The organism is Pseudomonas sp. KH_046_1 (assembly GCF_057839025.1).
On record NZ_CM174481.1, the window covers coordinates 3,568,853 to 3,584,221 of the forward strand.

General features: G+C 56.9%; 15 protein-coding genes and 1 pseudogene. 7 read left to right on the plus strand and 9 right to left on the minus strand.

Translation table 11 applies throughout. The features are described 5' to 3' along the window. Window positions 1-26: 26 nt before the first annotated feature. Window positions 27-842, minus strand: coding sequence for a transporter (locus AC3IT9_RS16495; RefSeq protein ID WP_423505613.1), 816 nt, complete (start codon window positions 840-842; stop codon window positions 27-29). A 331-nt stretch (window positions 843-1,173) separates the two neighbouring features. Here AC3IT9_RS16495 and AC3IT9_RS16500 point away from each other — a divergent pair, with 331 nt between their 5' ends. Then, window positions 1,174-2,832: an arylsulfatase gene (locus tag AC3IT9_RS16500; protein ID WP_489273524.1), complete on the plus strand. Its 1,659-nt coding sequence runs from the start codon at window positions 1,174-1,176 to the stop codon at window positions 2,830-2,832. A gap of 235 nt (window positions 2,833-3,067) precedes the next feature. Here AC3IT9_RS16500 and AC3IT9_RS16505 read toward each other — a convergent pair whose 3' ends face one another. After that, on the minus strand, window positions 3,068-3,526 hold the full coding sequence (locus AC3IT9_RS16505; RefSeq protein WP_353740924.1) for a winged helix-turn-helix transcriptional regulator: 459 nt from the start codon (window positions 3,524-3,526) through the stop codon (window positions 3,068-3,070). Window positions 3,527-3,663: 137 nt separating this feature from the next. On the opposite strand from AC3IT9_RS16505, the gene AC3IT9_RS16510 reads away from it, so the two are divergent. The 3 genes and pseudogenes from AC3IT9_RS16510 to AC3IT9_RS16520 form a co-directional block, all read left to right on the plus strand. Further along, entirely contained in the window at window positions 3,664-4,947 is a 1,284-nt protein-coding gene (locus tag AC3IT9_RS16510; protein ID WP_489270393.1) for an MFS transporter, read from the plus strand. After that, complete coding sequence (locus AC3IT9_RS16515; protein WP_489270394.1) at window positions 4,944-5,840, plus strand: EamA family transporter; 897 nt, start codon at window positions 4,944-4,946, stop codon at window positions 5,838-5,840. The genes AC3IT9_RS16510 and AC3IT9_RS16515 overlap by 4 nt, the downstream gene beginning before the upstream one ends. A 56-nt stretch (window positions 5,841-5,896) precedes the next feature. Continuing rightward, window positions 5,897-6,031: pseudogene (locus AC3IT9_RS16520) on the plus strand (hypothetical protein); the annotation flags it as partial. A gap of 292 nt (window positions 6,032-6,323) precedes the next feature. Here AC3IT9_RS16520 and AC3IT9_RS16525 read toward each other — a convergent pair. From AC3IT9_RS16525 to AC3IT9_RS16545, 5 genes are all read right to left on the minus strand, one after another. Next, the gene (locus AC3IT9_RS16525; protein WP_151215151.1) at window positions 6,324-7,091 is read right to left on the minus strand and encodes an ABC transporter ATP-binding protein; all 768 of its coding nucleotides are present in this window, start codon (window positions 7,089-7,091) and stop codon (window positions 6,324-6,326) included. 20 nt (window positions 7,092-7,111) lie between these two features. Beyond that, window positions 7,112-7,825, minus strand: a complete 714-nt coding sequence (locus AC3IT9_RS16530) for an ABC transporter permease (protein ID WP_353740926.1) — start codon at window positions 7,823-7,825, stop codon at window positions 7,112-7,114. Continuing rightward, window positions 7,822-8,511, minus strand: coding sequence for an ABC transporter permease (locus AC3IT9_RS16535; RefSeq protein WP_423505608.1), 690 nt, complete (start codon window positions 8,509-8,511; stop codon window positions 7,822-7,824). Before AC3IT9_RS16535 ends, AC3IT9_RS16530 begins: the two co-directional genes overlap by 4 nt. 112 nt (window positions 8,512-8,623) lie before the next feature. Continuing rightward, window positions 8,624-9,412: an ABC transporter substrate-binding protein gene (locus AC3IT9_RS16540; protein WP_150754888.1), complete on the minus strand. Its 789-nt coding sequence runs from the start codon at window positions 9,410-9,412 to the stop codon at window positions 8,624-8,626. Between the two features lie 59 nt (window positions 9,413-9,471). Beyond that, the gene (locus AC3IT9_RS16545; protein WP_489270395.1) at window positions 9,472-10,641 is read right to left on the minus strand and encodes a M20 aminoacylase family protein; all 1,170 of its coding nucleotides are present in this window, start codon (window positions 10,639-10,641) and stop codon (window positions 9,472-9,474) included. A 96-nt stretch (window positions 10,642-10,737) separates the two neighbouring features. On the opposite strand from AC3IT9_RS16545, the gene AC3IT9_RS16550 reads away from it, so the two are divergent. The 3 genes from AC3IT9_RS16550 to AC3IT9_RS16560 all read left to right on the plus strand — a co-directional run bounded on the left by AC3IT9_RS16550 (window position 10,738) and on the right by AC3IT9_RS16560 (window position 13,960). Beyond that, the gene (locus AC3IT9_RS16550; protein ID WP_489270397.1) at window positions 10,738-11,727 is read left to right on the plus strand and encodes a LysR substrate-binding domain-containing protein; all 990 of its coding nucleotides are present in this window, start codon (window positions 10,738-10,740) and stop codon (window positions 11,725-11,727) included. A gap of 391 nt (window positions 11,728-12,118) precedes the next feature. Then, window positions 12,119-12,331: a DUF1059 domain-containing protein gene (locus AC3IT9_RS16555; protein ID WP_008001113.1), complete on the plus strand. Its 213-nt coding sequence runs from the start codon at window positions 12,119-12,121 to the stop codon at window positions 12,329-12,331. A 573-nt stretch (window positions 12,332-12,904) separates the two neighbouring features. Next, window positions 12,905-13,960: an alpha/beta hydrolase family protein gene (locus AC3IT9_RS16560; RefSeq protein WP_489270398.1), complete on the plus strand. Its 1,056-nt coding sequence runs from the start codon at window positions 12,905-12,907 to the stop codon at window positions 13,958-13,960. A 47-nt stretch (window positions 13,961-14,007) separates the two neighbouring features. Here the strand turns inward: AC3IT9_RS16560 and AC3IT9_RS16565 are convergent, their stop codons facing one another. Then, entirely contained in the window at window positions 14,008-15,018 is a 1,011-nt protein-coding gene (locus AC3IT9_RS16565) for a YeiH family protein (protein WP_489270399.1), read from the minus strand. Continuing rightward, window positions 15,015-15,341 (minus strand): Rieske (2Fe-2S) protein, encoded by a 327-nt coding sequence (locus tag AC3IT9_RS16570; RefSeq protein WP_150754893.1) that lies wholly within the window; start codon window positions 15,339-15,341, stop codon window positions 15,015-15,017. Before AC3IT9_RS16570 ends, AC3IT9_RS16565 begins: the two co-directional genes overlap by 4 nt. Window positions 15,342-15,369 lie beyond the last annotated feature (28 nt).

Consider the following 15,369-nt stretch of genomic DNA (forward strand, 5'->3'; position numbering starts at 1 on the left):
GACTCAATGGCCCTACAGCGTTGCATTCATTTAGGAAACAACAGCGTAAACGCTACCCGAAATCCCCAGCCCTCGGGTCCATCTTCCGGGCTGTCGGCCCAGTAACGCGGGCCGGCTTGCAGGGTCATGGGTTGATGACCCACTTTGAACAACTGAGTGACGAACAAGTTGATCGGCACTGACCACTCCCGGGTTTGCCAATCGTAGGTGGACTCGGTATTGATACCGAAAGTGGTGTAGGTATGGGTGGTGTAGCTGAAGAAGGGTTGCAGGAACGTCTGGTTGACCTTGTCCTTGTCATCCGGCGGGCTGTTTTCCAGCGACCAGATGTGGTTGGCAAGAATACCGCGGGTCCAGCCGTCATGTTGCTTGAGCGCCACCACTGTAGGGCCCAATCCCCATTGCTCGCTGCTCAGCAGTTCGTCGCTGCCGGTGGGCACCAATATGGCTGGGCCTACTCCCCAGATCCAACCGTTGGCGGTTTCCTTTTTGGGTGAAAAAAAGAAGCTTTGAGTGACGTCTCCCACACCTGATTTATCGGCAACCCCGCCGGGCACCAGGCCATGCTGATCGATGACGGGCAGGATGGTTCGGGAAATCAGATTCCATTCCTCGTTGAGACTGAAAGGGAGCACCGGCTGGATATTAGTGACGCTCTGATAGCCCTCACCGCTGGGGCCGAGTTTTTGGTTCCAGTTGTATTGAATCGGCAAACTGTATAGCGCGGCGACCGGGTTCAGGGATTGTTTGGCTAGCTCTGCCTGGCTATCGGCAGCGACGCCAGATTCAGACCAGACCATCGCTAAGGCAATAAAGCGAGCAAGCTGAAAGCCTTTGTTCATTGCCAGCTCCTTTCTCAGGGGGGAGAGAATTGGACAACTGCATCGCTACTGTAAGGCTGAGGGTTAGCCCTAGCGCAAGTTGAGCGTAGATCAGGTTTTTGAACCGTGTTCAGAAAGAACAGTAGATGCAGCCGGGTAATTACCCGTTAAACTGGAAAACCGCACTAGACTCTACCTGCGCCTTAACTTGTGCATGGTCATGCAGTCAGGGGGAAATGATTCTGTACGCAGTACCTAGGCTAATTACTCGGTGGTCAATGCACCAAGAGTCAATGTGGTTGTGCACTCATCACCCGGTTGCCAACACAATGAAACAACGAGGATTGCTGATATGGACAAGCTATCAGATCGTTTCAAGCTGTCTGTCGTGTTTGCTGCATTATTGTCATTGAGCGGGCTTACCCACGCCGCTCAAACGGAAAAAACCAATATCCTGTTTATCGTCTCCGACGACACTGGCTATGGCGACCTCGGTCCCTACGGCGGTGGGGTCGGTCGAGGCATGCCTACGCCCAGCATCGATCAGTTGGCGGCAGAAGGCGTCACTTTTTACTCTTTCTATGCCCAGCCAAGTTGCACGCCCGGTCGGGCGGCGATGCAAACCGGGCGTATCCCCAACCGCAGCGGCATGACTACCGTAGCCTTCCAGGGTCAGGGTGGTGGCTTGCCCGCCGCCGAATGGACGCTGGCCTCTGTGCTGAAAACTGGTGGCTACGACACCTACTTCACCGGCAAATGGCACTTGGGCGAAGCCGATTACGCACTGCCCAATGCCCAGGGCTATGACGTGATGAAGTACGTCGGCCTCTATCACCTCAATGCCTACACCTACGCGGACCCGACATGGTTCCCCGATATGGATCCGGAAACCCGCGCGATGTTTCAAAAGGTGACCAAAGGCGCGTTGTCCGGCAAGGCCGGTGAAAAACCGATCGAAGAATTCAAGGTCAACGGCCAGTACGTGGACACGCCTGTCGTGGACGGCAAACCTGGCGTGGTCGGTATTCCATTCTTTGATAATTATGTCGAAAAAGCCGCACTGGAGTTTCTCGACACCGCCGCCAAATCGGACAAGCCGTTTTTCATCAACGTCAACTTCATGAAAGTGCACCAACCGAACTTGCCGGCACCGGAATTCATTCATAAGTCCATGTCCAAGTCCAAGTACGCCGACTCTGTTGTCGAACTCGATACCCACATTGGCCGCATCATGGACAAACTTAAGGCGCTCGGCCTGGATAAAAACACCCTGGTGGTTTACACCACTGACAACGGGGCCTGGCAAGATGTTTATCCAGATGCCGGCTACACCCCTTTCCGCGGGACCAAGGGCACAGTGCGTGAGGGCGGAAACCGGGTTCCGGCAATTGCCGTCTGGCCAGACAAGATCAAGCCGGACACGAAAAATCACGAGATTCTCGGCGGCTTGGATTTGATGGCGACGTTCGCGTCTGTTGCCGGTGTAAAGCTGCCCGAGAAAGATCGCGAAGGTCAGCCGATCATCTTCGACAGTTATGACATGACGTCAGTGCTCACTGGCAGTGGCCCTTCGCCGCGTAAGGAGTGGTTCTACTTCACCGAAAACGAATTGTCCCCGGGTGCCGCCCGTGTCGGAAACTATAAGGCCGTGTTCAACCTGCGTGGCGACGACGGTGCCCATACCGGTGGTCTGGCCGTAGACACTAACCTGGGATGGAAAGGCGCACAAAAATATGTGGCCACCGTGCCGCAAGTCTTTGACTTGTGGCAAGACCCGCAAGAGCGCTATGACCTCTTCATGAACAACTTTACTGAGCGCACCTGGACAATGGTGCCGATTTCGATGGCGATCATGAAACTTATGAAAACCTACGTCGATTACCCGCCACGCAAATTGCAAAGCATGGGTTACGACGGGCCGATCGAGCTATCGCAGTACCAGAAATTCCAATACGTGCGTGACACCTTGAAAAAAGAAGGCATCAACCTGCCTTTGCCAGCGGGCAACTGATCAATCAGCTGAAAAATGGCGGCCTCATCAGAGGTCGCCCCTTCAATATGATGTTTGCGAGTAGTGTCATTCTTGAGATCCTTAGCCGTCTCCAACGGCTATATTGGGTCGTTTTCAGCCTGTCGCAACGGGCAGAAACCGGCCAAAAAGCGGACATGCTCTTGTCAACTACGCCCAGCACACTGGCTCTAATTCCCCTGGCGTCGCTCTGGTATGAGGCAAGTCTGCTGTTGATTCACGACTCACCGTCAACAAGTCTCACTCTGTGGCAGTCAGACGGTCCAAGTTTTTGACCGTTTGATGAGCGAACATCAATCGGCATCAGAGGCTGGCCGGACTCGTTGTCCATCAGCACAGAACGCGTCTCCTGCGGCTTGAACAGGAAACGTTCGCCCCACTGCCTCAAACAGACCACAACCGGAAAGATCTCCCGTCCTTTGTCCGTAAGGACGTACTCCTTGTAGGCGCTTCCATCTGACGCCGGTCGAACGTCGAATACCCCGACCTCGACCAACGTTTTCAGTCGCGATGCCAGAATATTCTTGGCCACGCCCAAGCTCTTTTGAAACTCGCTGAATCGGCGAATGTCATCAAAAGCGTCGCGGATGATCATCAGCGACCAGCGATCCCCAATTGCCTCCAGTGTCCTTGCTACCGGGCATTCGCTGCTTTGCGGAAAAGCGTCTTTGACCATCTTTTTGACCTTCCGGAATGTGGATTTGCCAAGTCTGTCCATCAGCCTGGCGCAATGTGGTTGCAATTTAAAACCTGATACAGCAACAATTGAATCTAGTTTTTAATTGAAACCAGTTTAACGCCATGGAGGTGTTCATGACAGCAGATGCCAACTCAGCCACCAAACAGCTCTCCAGGCAGCCTTCGGGATTGCGGCATCCGGATACCGGAGAAAGCAGCAGGACCGACCGGACTGCGGGGCTTTCGCCGTTGCTCACGTTGTTGTTTTCTGTCACCTGCGCGCTTGCAGTAGCCAACGTTTATTTCGCACAACCTTTGCTCGATTCAATGGCTCAGAGCCTGGGTGTGACCTCATCAATGATCGGGGTTGTGGTGACGGCTACTCAGGTTGGTTACGCACTCGGGTTGCTGTTCATCGTCCCGCTGGGCGATTTGGTCAATCGTAAGCGGCTGATTCTGACTCAAGTATTGCTGTCTGCGGTTGCGCTCGCGGCGGTCGGCACAGCACAGCAATGGCTGGCCCTGTTGGGTGCCATGATCGTGTCGGGCTTACTGGCAGTGGTCGTTCAGGTGCTTGTGGCCTATGCCGCCGCACTGGCAACGCCAGCACAACGCGGGCATGCCGTGGGGACGGTAACCAGTGGAGTTGTCCTGGGCATTCTTCTGGCGCGGTTTACCTCGGGCCTGATTGCGGACATCGCGGGCTGGCGCGCCGTTTACTTTGTGTCCTCAGGATTGATGCTGACCCTCGCGGCGGTGCTGTGGAGAGTGGTTCCTGACACCCCGTCGCCGAGGCATCAAGACGGCTACCTGGCGCTCATCAGTTCTCTCTTCAAACTGTTCATCACCGAACGCACCTTGCGCACCAGGGGCCTGCTGGCGCTATTGATCTTTGCCGCTTTTTCCGTGCTGTGGACCGCCATGGTGCTGCCGTTGAGCGCCCCGCCGCTGTCGCTTTCACACACTGCCATCGGCATGTTTGGCCTGGCCGGCGTCGCCGGTGCCCTGGCTGCCAGAAGAGCCGGTCGCTGGGCCGATCAAGGTCTGGGACAACGAGTGACCGGCTTTTCGCTGGGGCTCCTGACGCTGTCCTGGTTGCCCATCACGTTTGCCGAGACTTCCCTGATCGCGCTGGTCTGCGGCGTAGTCCTGCTCGACTTCGCGGTGCAAGCAGTACACGTCACCAACCAGAGCATCATTTTCGCTGCACGCCCCGACGCCCAAAGTCGCATGGTCGGCGCCTACATGTGCTTCTACGCGGTCGGTAGCGCGCTGGGAGCCGCAGCCGCGACTCAGATTTATGCGCTTTGGGGCTGGATGGCAGTCAGCCTGCTGGGTGCCTTGATCAGCGCTGCTGCCCTGGTGCTGTGGTTTCTCACATTTCATCTCTCAACGGTCAATCAAGGAAGATCAACATGAAAGCCAGGCACCTGCTACTCGCCATCTCGATTACTGCCATATGGGGCGTGAATTTCTCGGTTATCAAACTGGGGCTCACCACCGTTGACCCATTCATCCTTGCCGGCATTCGCTTCACGCTATGCGCGCTCCCGGCGATCTTTTTCATTCCGAAACCTGATGTACAGTGGCGCTATATCATCGGTTACGGCCTGGTCTTCGGTATCGGACTTTGGGGCATCGTTAACCTGGGCATCAAGTCCGGTCTTTCCGCAGGCATCGCTTCACTGGTGCTGCAGTTCAGCGCGTTTTTCACCATTGTGTTGGGCTCATGGATATTCAAGGAATCCATTTCCCGCTTTCAGTACGCGGGCATGGGTCTCGCTCTGTGTGGTTTATTGAACATCCTCTCCATCGTTGACGGGACAGTAACAACGGTCGGGTTGATTCTGGTGCTCCTGGGAGCGGTCGCCTGGAGTGCGGCCAACGTAATCAACAAAAAAGCCAAGACCACGCAGGTTTTCGCCTTCCTGGTGTGGTCGAGCGCGTTTTCGCCCATCCCCCTTTTCGCACTTGATTACGCTGTGAACGGCTCGACGGGGTACTACGCACTGGTGAATCAACTCGACTACCGCGCCGTCCTTTCGATCCTGTTCCAGGTATACCCCAATACACTGTTTGGCTACTGGGTGTGGAACTCACTTCTGAAACGATATCCAGTGTCCACCGTCGCGCCATTGTCGTTGTTGGTGCCGGTATTCGGCCTGCTCGGTTCAGTCATGATTTTCAATGAGAGCCTGTCAGTCAACAAAATCGTTGCAGTCGTTCTCATCGTGTCGGGTCTTGGCGTCGGCTTATACGGACAGCGTGTCCTAAGTGCGGTGCTCAAGCGTTCTGACCGATGCCCATCGTGATGTAACAGCACGCGCTGGAGCTATGATTTCTGAGGATTTCATCGCAGGGATCGCCCATGAAGCGCTTTGTCCAAGGTGAACATCGAGGCCAAGGCACCTTACTTCCCGAGAGCCTCGACGACTACGTCAGCGATACCAATCCGATGCGCGTAGTCGACGTCTTTGTCGACGAACTCTACCTGGTCAATCTGGAAGATGATGCGAGTCCGAAAACGGACGGTTGAGTATCCCTTCGGGACGCTGAAGGCAGGGAGGGTCGGATTGAGGGTCACACATAAGTGACTCATGGTCGGTCGCGAGCCCGGCGATGCAGTGACTTTCTTTCGCAGATTCGTTGTTGACTCGATCAGCGAAGCCCCTTCCCTTTGTTTATCGGCGGCGAAAGCCTGAGAGGCATTGGCAATTCACCTTTTTTTGGGGGGGGGCCGCCGAGCGGAATCAGCTCCAAGGGCAAATCTGCGTTGATAGGCTCACCACGGGTAACTACTTGAGGCTCCCGGCCAGGAACTGCTGCAACCGCTCGCTTTGAGGCTGTTCCAGCAGCGTGCCTGGCGCTCCCGACTCCTCCACCCGCCCCTGATGCAGAAACATGACGTGGTTCGACACCTGCCTGGCAAACGCCATTTCGTGGGTGACGACCACCATCGTTCTGCCCTCTTCGGCCAGTTGCTGCATGACCTTGAGCACCTCGCCCACCAGTTCAGGGTCAAGGGCTGAGGTCGGTTCGTCGAACAGCATCACCTCAGGTTCCATGGCCAGCGCACGGGCAATGGCCACCCGCTGTTGCTGACCGCCGGACAAATGCACCGGGTACTGGGCCTCGACTTTTTGTGGCAGCCCCACCTTGGCAAGGTAATGACGGGCCCTTTCCAGCGCCTGCGCCCGACTGATACCGAGCACGCTCATCGGGCACTCGATGATGTTTTCCAGCACGGTCATGTGGCTCCACAAATTGAAGTGCTGAAACACCATCGACAACCGGCTGCGCAGGCTCCGTAACTGCCCGGGGTTAACCACACACAACTCGCCCCTTGAGTTTCTGCGGGTGAGCAACTCTTCGTCATTGACGACAATGCGCCCGGCCGACGGTTGTTCCAGATGGTTGATACAACGCAAGAAGGTACTTTTCCCGGACCCGGAGGAGCCGATGATGCTGATCACATCACCCGCCCTGGCCTTGAGCGAAACCCCTTTCAACACTTCATGGCTGCCGTAGTTTTTATGAACATCTTCAACGATCAATTTATACATTTGAGCAAGTCCGATAGGGGTCAGTGCGTCCGCGGTTTGAGGTAGGCCAGCCAATGCAGTTCGCCGCGTCGAAACAGCCAGATCAGGAAAAAAGCACTGGCGGCGTACAACACCCCGGCAATGCCAAAGGCGGTAAAGGATGCATAGGTCGCCGAGTTGACATCCCGGGCAATCTTCAGCAAATCGGGCACCGTGGCGGTAAAGGCCACCGAAGTGGAATGCAGCATCAGAATCACTTCATTGCTGAAGAACGGCAGTGCTCGGCGCAACGCCGACGGCAGAATGATCCGCCGATAAAGCGTGAACCGGCTCATCCCGTAGGCGCTGGCGGCCTCGATTTCGCCGTGAGCTGTCGCTCTGATGGCGCCGGCGAAAATCTCGGTCATGTAGGCACAGGTATTGAGCCCGAAAGCCAGTACAGTGCAGTTGAAACCGTCACGGAAAAACGCGTTGAGAAAGTCCTGGGACCGCACCACATGCAAGCTGTACACCCCGGTGTAAAAGAACAGCAGCTGGATGTACAACGGGGTGCCACGAAACACGTAGGTGTAACACCAGACCGGTAGGCGCAGCAGCGGGTTGCGGCTGACGCGGGCAATCGACAACGGCACCGCGAGCACAAAACCAATCACCACCGAAAGTATGAGCAGCCACAACGTCACCGCCAACCCGGAAAAATATGGCCCGTCACTCCACAGGTAAGCCTGCCAGTAGTCCTGGAGAATACCGTTCATAACGCAGCCTTCCTGACACCGACCGAGTAGCGGTGCTCCAGCCACAGCAACACACCATTGGAAACCGTGGTAATGGCGAGGTAGATCAGGCCGCCGACCAGCGTGAAATAAAAGAACTGCATCGAGCCCTTGCCCGCATCCTGGGTGGCCTTGACCACATCTGTCAGGCCGATGATCGAGACCAGCGCAGTCGATTTGATCAACACCTGCACGTTGTTGCCAATGCCGGGTAGCGCATGGCGCAACATTTGCGGGAACAGGATTTTGCGAAAGGTCTGCCCGTGGGTCATGCCGTAGGCCCTCGCCGCTTCCATCTGCCCCGCTGGGACTGCCTGGAAGGCGCCGCGAAAAGTCTCGGTAAAGTAGGCCCCGTAAATGAATGCCAGCGTCACGACACCGGCCAGAAACGGGTCGATATCAATTTGGGCAATGCCCAGCCAATCGGTCATCCGGTTGAGCACCATCTGCAGGCTGAAGAACAGCAGCAACATGATCACCAGGTCCGGCATGCTGCGGATCATGGTCGTGTAGGCCGTGGCCAGCGTGCGCAACAAACGATTGGACGATAACCTGGAACTGGCGCCCATCAGCCCGATCAGGACGGCGATCAGCAATGAACAAAGCGCCAGTTTGATGGTAGCCAGGGTGCCCAGCAGAATCTGCGGGCCAAAACCTTCCAGAAGCATCTCACTCTCCTTGTTCTTGTTAGGGTGAGGTGAAGGGGGCAATAGAGCGCTCGAACGAGCGCCCTGTTCAAGCTAACGACGACGCGTTAGTTGGCGCCGTTACCGGGCACCGTTACCGGGCACCGTAGACGTCAAAATCGAAGTACTTGTTGTTGATCCGCGCGTAAGTACCGTTGGCGAGAATGGTTGCCAGGGCTTTGTTCAAGTCTTCGCGCAACGCGACATCCTCCTTGCGCAGACCAAGGCCATCACCGACGCCGAAGAAGCCCGGAGCATCCAGAGTGGCACCGGCAAATTCATAGTCCTTACCCGCCGCGGTCTTCAAGAAGCCGTAACTGGCTTGAATGGAACCCTGCAACGAGGCATCAAGTCGCCCCACGACCAGGTCGGCGTACACCTGGTCCTGATTTTGATAGGAAAGAACGTCCACGCCTTTGGAACCCCAAACCGCTTTGGCGTAGGACTCCTGGGTCGAACCCTGCACTACACCAATGCGCTTGCCCTTGAGCAATTCGAGGGTCGGCTGTAATCCCGATCCACGCTTGGCCACTAACCGTGTCGGTGCATTGGACACCTTGTCGGTAAACGCAATCTGCTCCAGGCGTTTGGGTGTGACGGTCATCGACGACGCCACCGCATCGAACTTGCGCGCCAGCAGTGCCGGGATCATCCCGTCCCAACTGCTTTCCACCCAGACGCATCGGGCTTTCAGTTCGGCGCACAACGCCTCGGCGATGTCGACCCCGAAGCCGGTCAGCGTGCCATCCTGGTTCTTGTATTCCAGCGGTGGATACGTCGGGTCCACCCCCAACTTCAACACTTTGCCAGACCAGTCGGCCGCCCCCGCCAGGCTCGAGGCCGTCAGGAACACCAGGGAAACGGCTGCAATCATCTTGTTCATTTTTATTCCTCTTCAGGCCGCAGATTTTTTACCGGCACAACAGGCGAAAATGCGCCGTCTCAACACAGAAAACGTTCGACCAGCTTGACCCAATAGCTCGCACCCACCGGCAGGCAGCCGTCATTAAAGTCGTAGCCGGGGTTGTGCAGCAGGCACCCGCCTTCTCCCTCACCGTTGCCGATCACCAGATAGCTGCCGGGGCATTTTTCCAGGACAAAAGCAAAGTCCTCGCTGGCCGTGAACGGCCGCAAGTCATCGATCAGGTGTTCCTCTCCCAGCCAGTCGCGGGCGACTTCATGGGCAAATGCTGTCTGTTCGGGATCGTTGATCAACACCGGATGGCAATGCTGGTAATCGATGTGGACCCGGGCGCCAAAACTCTCGGCCTGGCCCTTGACCAATTCAGTGATTCTGACCTCCAGCAAGTGGCGAATCTCGGGGGTCAGGGCGCGTACGCTCAGGCTCAGGTCGGCACTGGACGGGATGACATTCGAGGCACTCCCGGCATGCAGGGAACCCACCGTGATAATCGCCATCTCCTGCGGGTTAACGTTGCGCGAGACGATGCTTTGCAGGGCCATCACGATCGAGGCACCGACCACCACCGGGTCGACGGCTTTGTGCGGCACCGCGCCATGGCCACCGTTGCCGATGATTTTGATGTTCACCGTGTCGGCGGACGCCATGAACGGTCCGCTGTAAAACCCCAAATGCCCGACGGGATAACCCGGCACATTATGCATGGCGAAGATCGCGTCGCACGGAAACCGTTCGAGCAGCCCGTCCTCAAGCATTTTCCTGGCACCACCCAGCCCTTCTTCCGCCGGTTGGAAAATCAGGTGCACGGTGCCATTGAACGCCCGTGTCCGGGCCAGATACTGACCGGCTGCCAGCAGGACTGCTGTATGACCGTCGTGACCGCAGGCATGCATGACACCGTCGAGCCGGCTGGCATAGGGCAAACCGGTGGTTTCCTGTATCGGCAACGCATCCATGTCAGCGCGCAAGCCAATGGACCGACCCTCGCCATTTTTCAGGGTGGCAACGACCCCGGTCTTGCCCACCCCGGTGCTGACCTCAAAGCCCCACCGAGTCAAACACGCTGCAACCAGTTCACTGGTGGCGAATTCTTCAAAACCCAGTTCAGGGTGCGCGTGAATGCTGTGACGTATCGCGATCATTTCATCTTGCATCGCGGCAATACCAGGCAGGACCAGGCCGGCATTCATGGGTGTTCTCCTTCGACAGGGGCTGTGCAGCAGCGAAAGCGCTGTTGGGGTCGATCTTAGGGAACGGACGCTGGGCTGGGGAGGCGCAGTTTGGTTATGATGACAACCATGAGTTGTCACCAGGGTGGGCAGATGAAACTGCATCAATTACAGGCGCTGATTGCCAGCGCCGAAACCGGCAGTATCCGCGCGGCCGCGCGTTCGCTGGAGATTTCCCAGGCCGCTGTGACCAAAGCGCTGCGCGAGTTGGAAACCAGCCAACAGCTACCGCTATTTACCCGAACCGCCAGCGGTCTGAACTTCACCGAATACGGCAAAGTGCTACTGACTCACGCCCGGCTGGTGATCAAGCAACTGGAGCACGCACAGACCGAGCTTGATCACATGCGTGGCAAGGCTCAAGGCCGGCTCTGCGTCGGGATCACCCCATGGGTCGCCCTGACCTTCCTGCCCGAAGTCGTGCTGGCTTTTCGCGAACGTATGCCACAAATCAAGCTGGAACTGTTCGAAAGCCTGATGGCCGTTGCCCAACCGCTGCTGCGCGACGGCAGCATGGACTTCGCGATTGGCCAACTCCATCCCACACAATCGGCCCAGGAATTCGCCTGCGAAACCTTGCTCGATTACCAGACCTCGGTGCTGGTCCGCGAGGGTCACGCCCGACAGCATGCGCGATCGATCCACGAGTTACTGGAAGAAAACTGGACCCTGAACTACGCGCCGGACGGGCACGATGGGCTGATGCAGGAACTGTTCTGGAAACACGGCGCGCAGATTGATGAGAATCGAATCGTGCGTGCTCATTCGCTGGCCATTTTGCAGATGATGGTCGAGCGGGCCGACATGTGCACCTGGGGGCCGTCCATCGTGAGCACAGCTCCGCCATTTCTGGGGCGTGTGGTATCCCTGGGGCTGACCGAGCAGTTCGAGCCCCGACAGCTGAGCATCGTGACGCGCCGCAATGGCGCACTGAGCAATTCGGCGGTCTGCTTCACCGAATGCCTGTTGCAGGTCATTCGACGCCATGCGCGCTCGGCCAAAAAGGAAGACCGCGCGCTGTTTGAAACCTTACGGCTGCGGCTGTGAGGTGACCCTACGGTTTTATGTCTGATACCTCAGGACGTCTTTGGGTCAAACATGGCTGTAGGTACCGCCGCCGAGCGTTCACTTCTGACTGATTTCTGCACGTGGCCAGAGGCGGCTCTCGACCATGTGAAGTCATTAGTAGTTGCCACGTAACCAGCATAAAAAGGGACAGACCACGATTTCAGGTAAATGCCGAGCCGTCGTGATCTGTTCCCTGTTTCCGCGCGGCCGTTTTCTATGTCTGGCACAACTACCCTGACATCGGTGGGCCTATACTTTAACGATCGGCACACTCGATGTGGCATGCAGTCGTGTTTGATGTATGGGAGACGCGTCGAGCGATCGTTCACGCAGGTCACGGCCTGCCTTCGTCGTAGGGAGGAAAACATTCATGGCGCGTAAATACATCGACTGCCGCGAGTTTCCGAGCGATTCCCACTGCTCAATCGCACTGTCCGCAGACTCTGAAAACGAACTGCTCGAGGCCGCCGCGCAGCATGCGGTCAGTGTTCACAAGCACACGGACTCACCAGAACTGCGTGCTCAACTGAAGACGATGTTTCACGACGGAACCCCGCCTGTTGAAGCACCGCGTCCTGCTTAGCACCCAAGGGTTTCAGAGGAGTGAATGTCATCGATAAGCACCTATCAGGCTCATTTCGATGAGCTCCGCAGGCCTGAGGGTAGTTTTTTATGCCTGGCACAATCTGAATGACGAATGAGATCCCCAAGGAGCTACCGATGGCTGCTCCTTGGGGGTGCTTTGGAGAGCTTGTTTAATGTGGCTGCGTGTTCATTCAAGCTAAGTTCAAGCTGATGCCGAGGCTGTGTAAAAACGTTTTAGAACACGTTTGACAGTCGGGGCTGGAACAAAAATCGCGCTCCTACGCAAATTACCAGTCTGCTGATTACACAAGCACCAGGAGATTTTACGTAGCAACGCAGACTTCAAAACGGCGCATGCGTTTTTACACACTCTGGGCCAGTAGCGGACGTCAGCCTTCTCGCTAAGACCGCGAATAAAGTTAACGATCAAATTTATGCGCGGCGGTTCGAATCTGGGCTTTAATGTCCGTGCTTGTATGCAACCACATTAATTTCGACTCCGTAGGAAGGTGGATGCGCCTTACGGCGGGGTCAGGTGCTATGCACTTGTCTGATCAAGGAAGAAACGACATTGAAAATAGCTTTCGGCGCCCTGTTGTTGGCTTGGCTGACGACTATCGCATTTGCTGACGAGAACCCCGTCGGTTTCCAATCTGCCACACTGCCGGATCCGCAAAATAACCGCGCACTGGAGATGGTTGTCTGGTACCCGAGTGCAACGACCGCAGCCACGCAACTAATCGGCGATAATGCGGTGTTTGTCGGTGCTTCTGCCGTTCGTAACGCGCCACCATCTGCCGGCGAACATCCATTGGTGGTGCTATCCCACGGATACAGGGGTAACTGGAGCAACCAGATTTGGCTTGCCAGTTCGTTGGCCCATAAGGGTTACATCGTCGCCGCAATCAATCACCCTGGCACCACGACCCATGACCTCAGCCCTCAAGCAGCTGCGCAGTTATGGCAGCGGCCCGTTGATCTGCGCCGAGCCATTGATAGGGTCACGACTCAACCTGAAAAATTTGGCCTGGTTGCCAATGGCCGAATTGCAGTAGTGGGCCATTCACTCGGCGGCTTGACCGCCCTGGAGATCGCCGGTGCTCGTTTCGATCCCGACCTCTTCGCCCATGACTGCAAAGCCCACCCGCAGTTATCCGGTTGCACCGTTTACGGACAGATAAACCCCGCAAGCACCTCGGAATCAAAGGCCGCGCTGGCCGCCGATTGGCGCGATAAACGCGTCACTGCTGTGGTTACATTGGACCTGGGCCTTTCACGGGGCCTAACCAATGAAAGCCTGGCCGCGCTGCCTGTACCAGCTCTGGTGATCGCTGCCGGCGTACCGTCGCGCGACCTTCCCGCTGAGTTGGAGTCTGCCAACCTGGCCAAACGCCTGCCTGCGGCGTCAAGCCATTACGTCGAGATCAGCGACGCAAGCCATTTCAGCTTCATGTCGATGTGCAAACCTGGCGCGCAGTCATTGCTCGAAGCAGAAGTACCAGGCGATGGCATCATTTGCCGGGATGGCGATAACGGTCGCGCTCGTGGGTTGATTCAGCAGCAAATTACATCACTGATCGCAGCGTTTCTGGCGCAATCACCTGGCTACAAAAAAGACAGTTTGTAAACTGGTAGTACTGACTTGCCGCGGCTCAACGAAAACGCCGTAGGCAGTCAACGGTTCCAGTGCAGTAACAACAGCACCAATACAGCCAGGAATACGGTCTCGCCAATCATCAACAGGATCGGCTTGATGCCGACTGCAGCCAGTTCCTTGAGCTGGGTCTTCATGCCTAGCGCGCTGATGGCAATCACCAGGCACCAGCGCGACAGCTCATTGACCCCGTTCTGGATCAGCGCTGGCACCCAGCCGGTGCTGTTGACGCAGGCGAGGATCAGGAAGCCGACGGCGAACATCGGCAGCAGCGGAGGTCTCTTGCCTGTCGGATCGGCACCCTGCATGCGAGTCACGAGTGCGGCGCAGACAATCACCGGCACAAGCATGGCCACCCGCATCAGTTTCACCACGGTGGCGGTGTCTCCAGTCTCGGTGGACATGCTGTAGCCGGCACCGACTACCTGGGCGACATCATGGATGGTGGCCCCCAGGAACACTCCGGCTTCTTGTGGGGAAAGGGCCGCCCAGTTGGCAATCATCGGATAGAGGATCATCGCCAGGGTGGATAGCGCCGAAACACCGATCACAGTGAACAGGGTTGCACGCTCCTTCTGAGGGTGATTGGGAAGCGCCGCGGCGAGTGCCAACGCAGCCGAAGCTCCACAGATAGCCGTGGCACCGCCAGTGAGCAGGCCGAAGATGCGTTTGAAACCCAGGAACTTGGCCGCGATCACTGAAACCACAATGGTCGCCACCACCACGATCACCACCAGTGCCACTGGCTTCCAGCCCAGAGCGGCGATCTGTTCAAGCGTGATACGCATGCCCAACAGCGCCACGCCGATGCGCAGCACATTGCGCGCCGTGAACTCGATGCCGGCCTTGCACTTACCTTCCCCGGCGAGAAAGTTCACGGACATGCCGAGCAACAGGGCGAAGAGCATCACCGGCGCACCGTAATGCTCGGAAAGGAAGGTCGCCGCGGCGGCAACGATCAGACTGACGACGAGGCCCGGCGCCAGCTCACTTGCGCGACTCTGGACACTGGCAAGCACGATGTTGCTCATGGGATGTATTCCTCGGAAACAATGACAATGAACGTTTGGCTGTCGCTGACTTCAACTGGATAACTGGCGACCCGCAGCCGGGTCGAATTGAGCAAATAGCCGCTGCCCAGATCGAAACGTAAACCGTGGGCACAACATCTGATCATTTGCCCTTCAAGATGCCCGCCGCACAACGAAGCCCCCTGGTGCGGGCAACTGTCATCGATGGCGTACAACTGACCACCGACGTTGAACAATGCAATGCTTAAGTCTTCGTCCACGATCAGGATTCGTTCACCGGGTGCCGGCACCTGCGACGTCGTTATTGCGATCCGCCGACTCATGTCACAGGCCCGGTATTGCACTGGACGC

Bases quoted from the DNA above. Each gene is read 5' to 3' on its own strand.
- AC3IT9_RS16495 (WP_423505613.1), bottom strand. From the start codon at position 842: ATGAACAAAGGCTTTCAGCTTGCTCGCTTTATTGCCTTAGCGATGGTC.
- AC3IT9_RS16500 (WP_489273524.1), top strand. From the start codon at position 1,174: ATGGACAAGCTATCAGATCGTTTCAAGCTGTCTGTCGTGTTTGCTGCA.
- AC3IT9_RS16505 (WP_353740924.1), bottom strand. From the start codon at position 3,526: ATGGTCAAAGACGCTTTTCCGCAAAGCAGCGAATGCCCGGTAGCAAGG.
- AC3IT9_RS16510 (WP_489270393.1), top strand. From the start codon at position 3,664: ATGACAGCAGATGCCAACTCAGCCACCAAACAGCTCTCCAGGCAGCCT.
- AC3IT9_RS16515 (WP_489270394.1), top strand. From the start codon at position 4,944: ATGAAAGCCAGGCACCTGCTACTCGCCATCTCGATTACTGCCATATGG.
- AC3IT9_RS16525 (WP_151215151.1), bottom strand. From the start codon at position 7,091: ATGTATAAATTGATCGTTGAAGATGTTCATAAAAACTACGGCAGCCAT.
- AC3IT9_RS16530 (WP_353740926.1), bottom strand. From the start codon at position 7,825: ATGAACGGTATTCTCCAGGACTACTGGCAGGCTTACCTGTGGAGTGAC.
- AC3IT9_RS16535 (WP_423505608.1), bottom strand. From the start codon at position 8,511: ATGCTTCTGGAAGGTTTTGGCCCGCAGATTCTGCTGGGCACCCTGGCT.
- AC3IT9_RS16540 (WP_150754888.1), bottom strand. From the start codon at position 9,412: ATGAACAAGATGATTGCAGCCGTTTCCCTGGTGTTCCTGACGGCCTCG.
- AC3IT9_RS16545 (WP_489270395.1), bottom strand. From the start codon at position 10,641: ATGAATGCCGGCCTGGTCCTGCCTGGTATTGCCGCGATGCAAGATGAA.
- AC3IT9_RS16550 (WP_489270397.1), top strand. From the start codon at position 10,738: ATGATGACAACCATGAGTTGTCACCAGGGTGGGCAGATGAAACTGCAT.
- AC3IT9_RS16555 (WP_008001113.1), top strand. From the start codon at position 12,119: ATGGCGCGTAAATACATCGACTGCCGCGAGTTTCCGAGCGATTCCCAC.
- AC3IT9_RS16565 (WP_489270399.1), bottom strand. From the start codon at position 15,018: ATGAGCAACATCGTGCTTGCCAGTGTCCAGAGTCGCGCAAGTGAGCTG.
- AC3IT9_RS16570 (WP_150754893.1), bottom strand. From the start codon at position 15,341: ATGAGTCGGCGGATCGCAATAACGACGTCGCAGGTGCCGGCACCCGGT.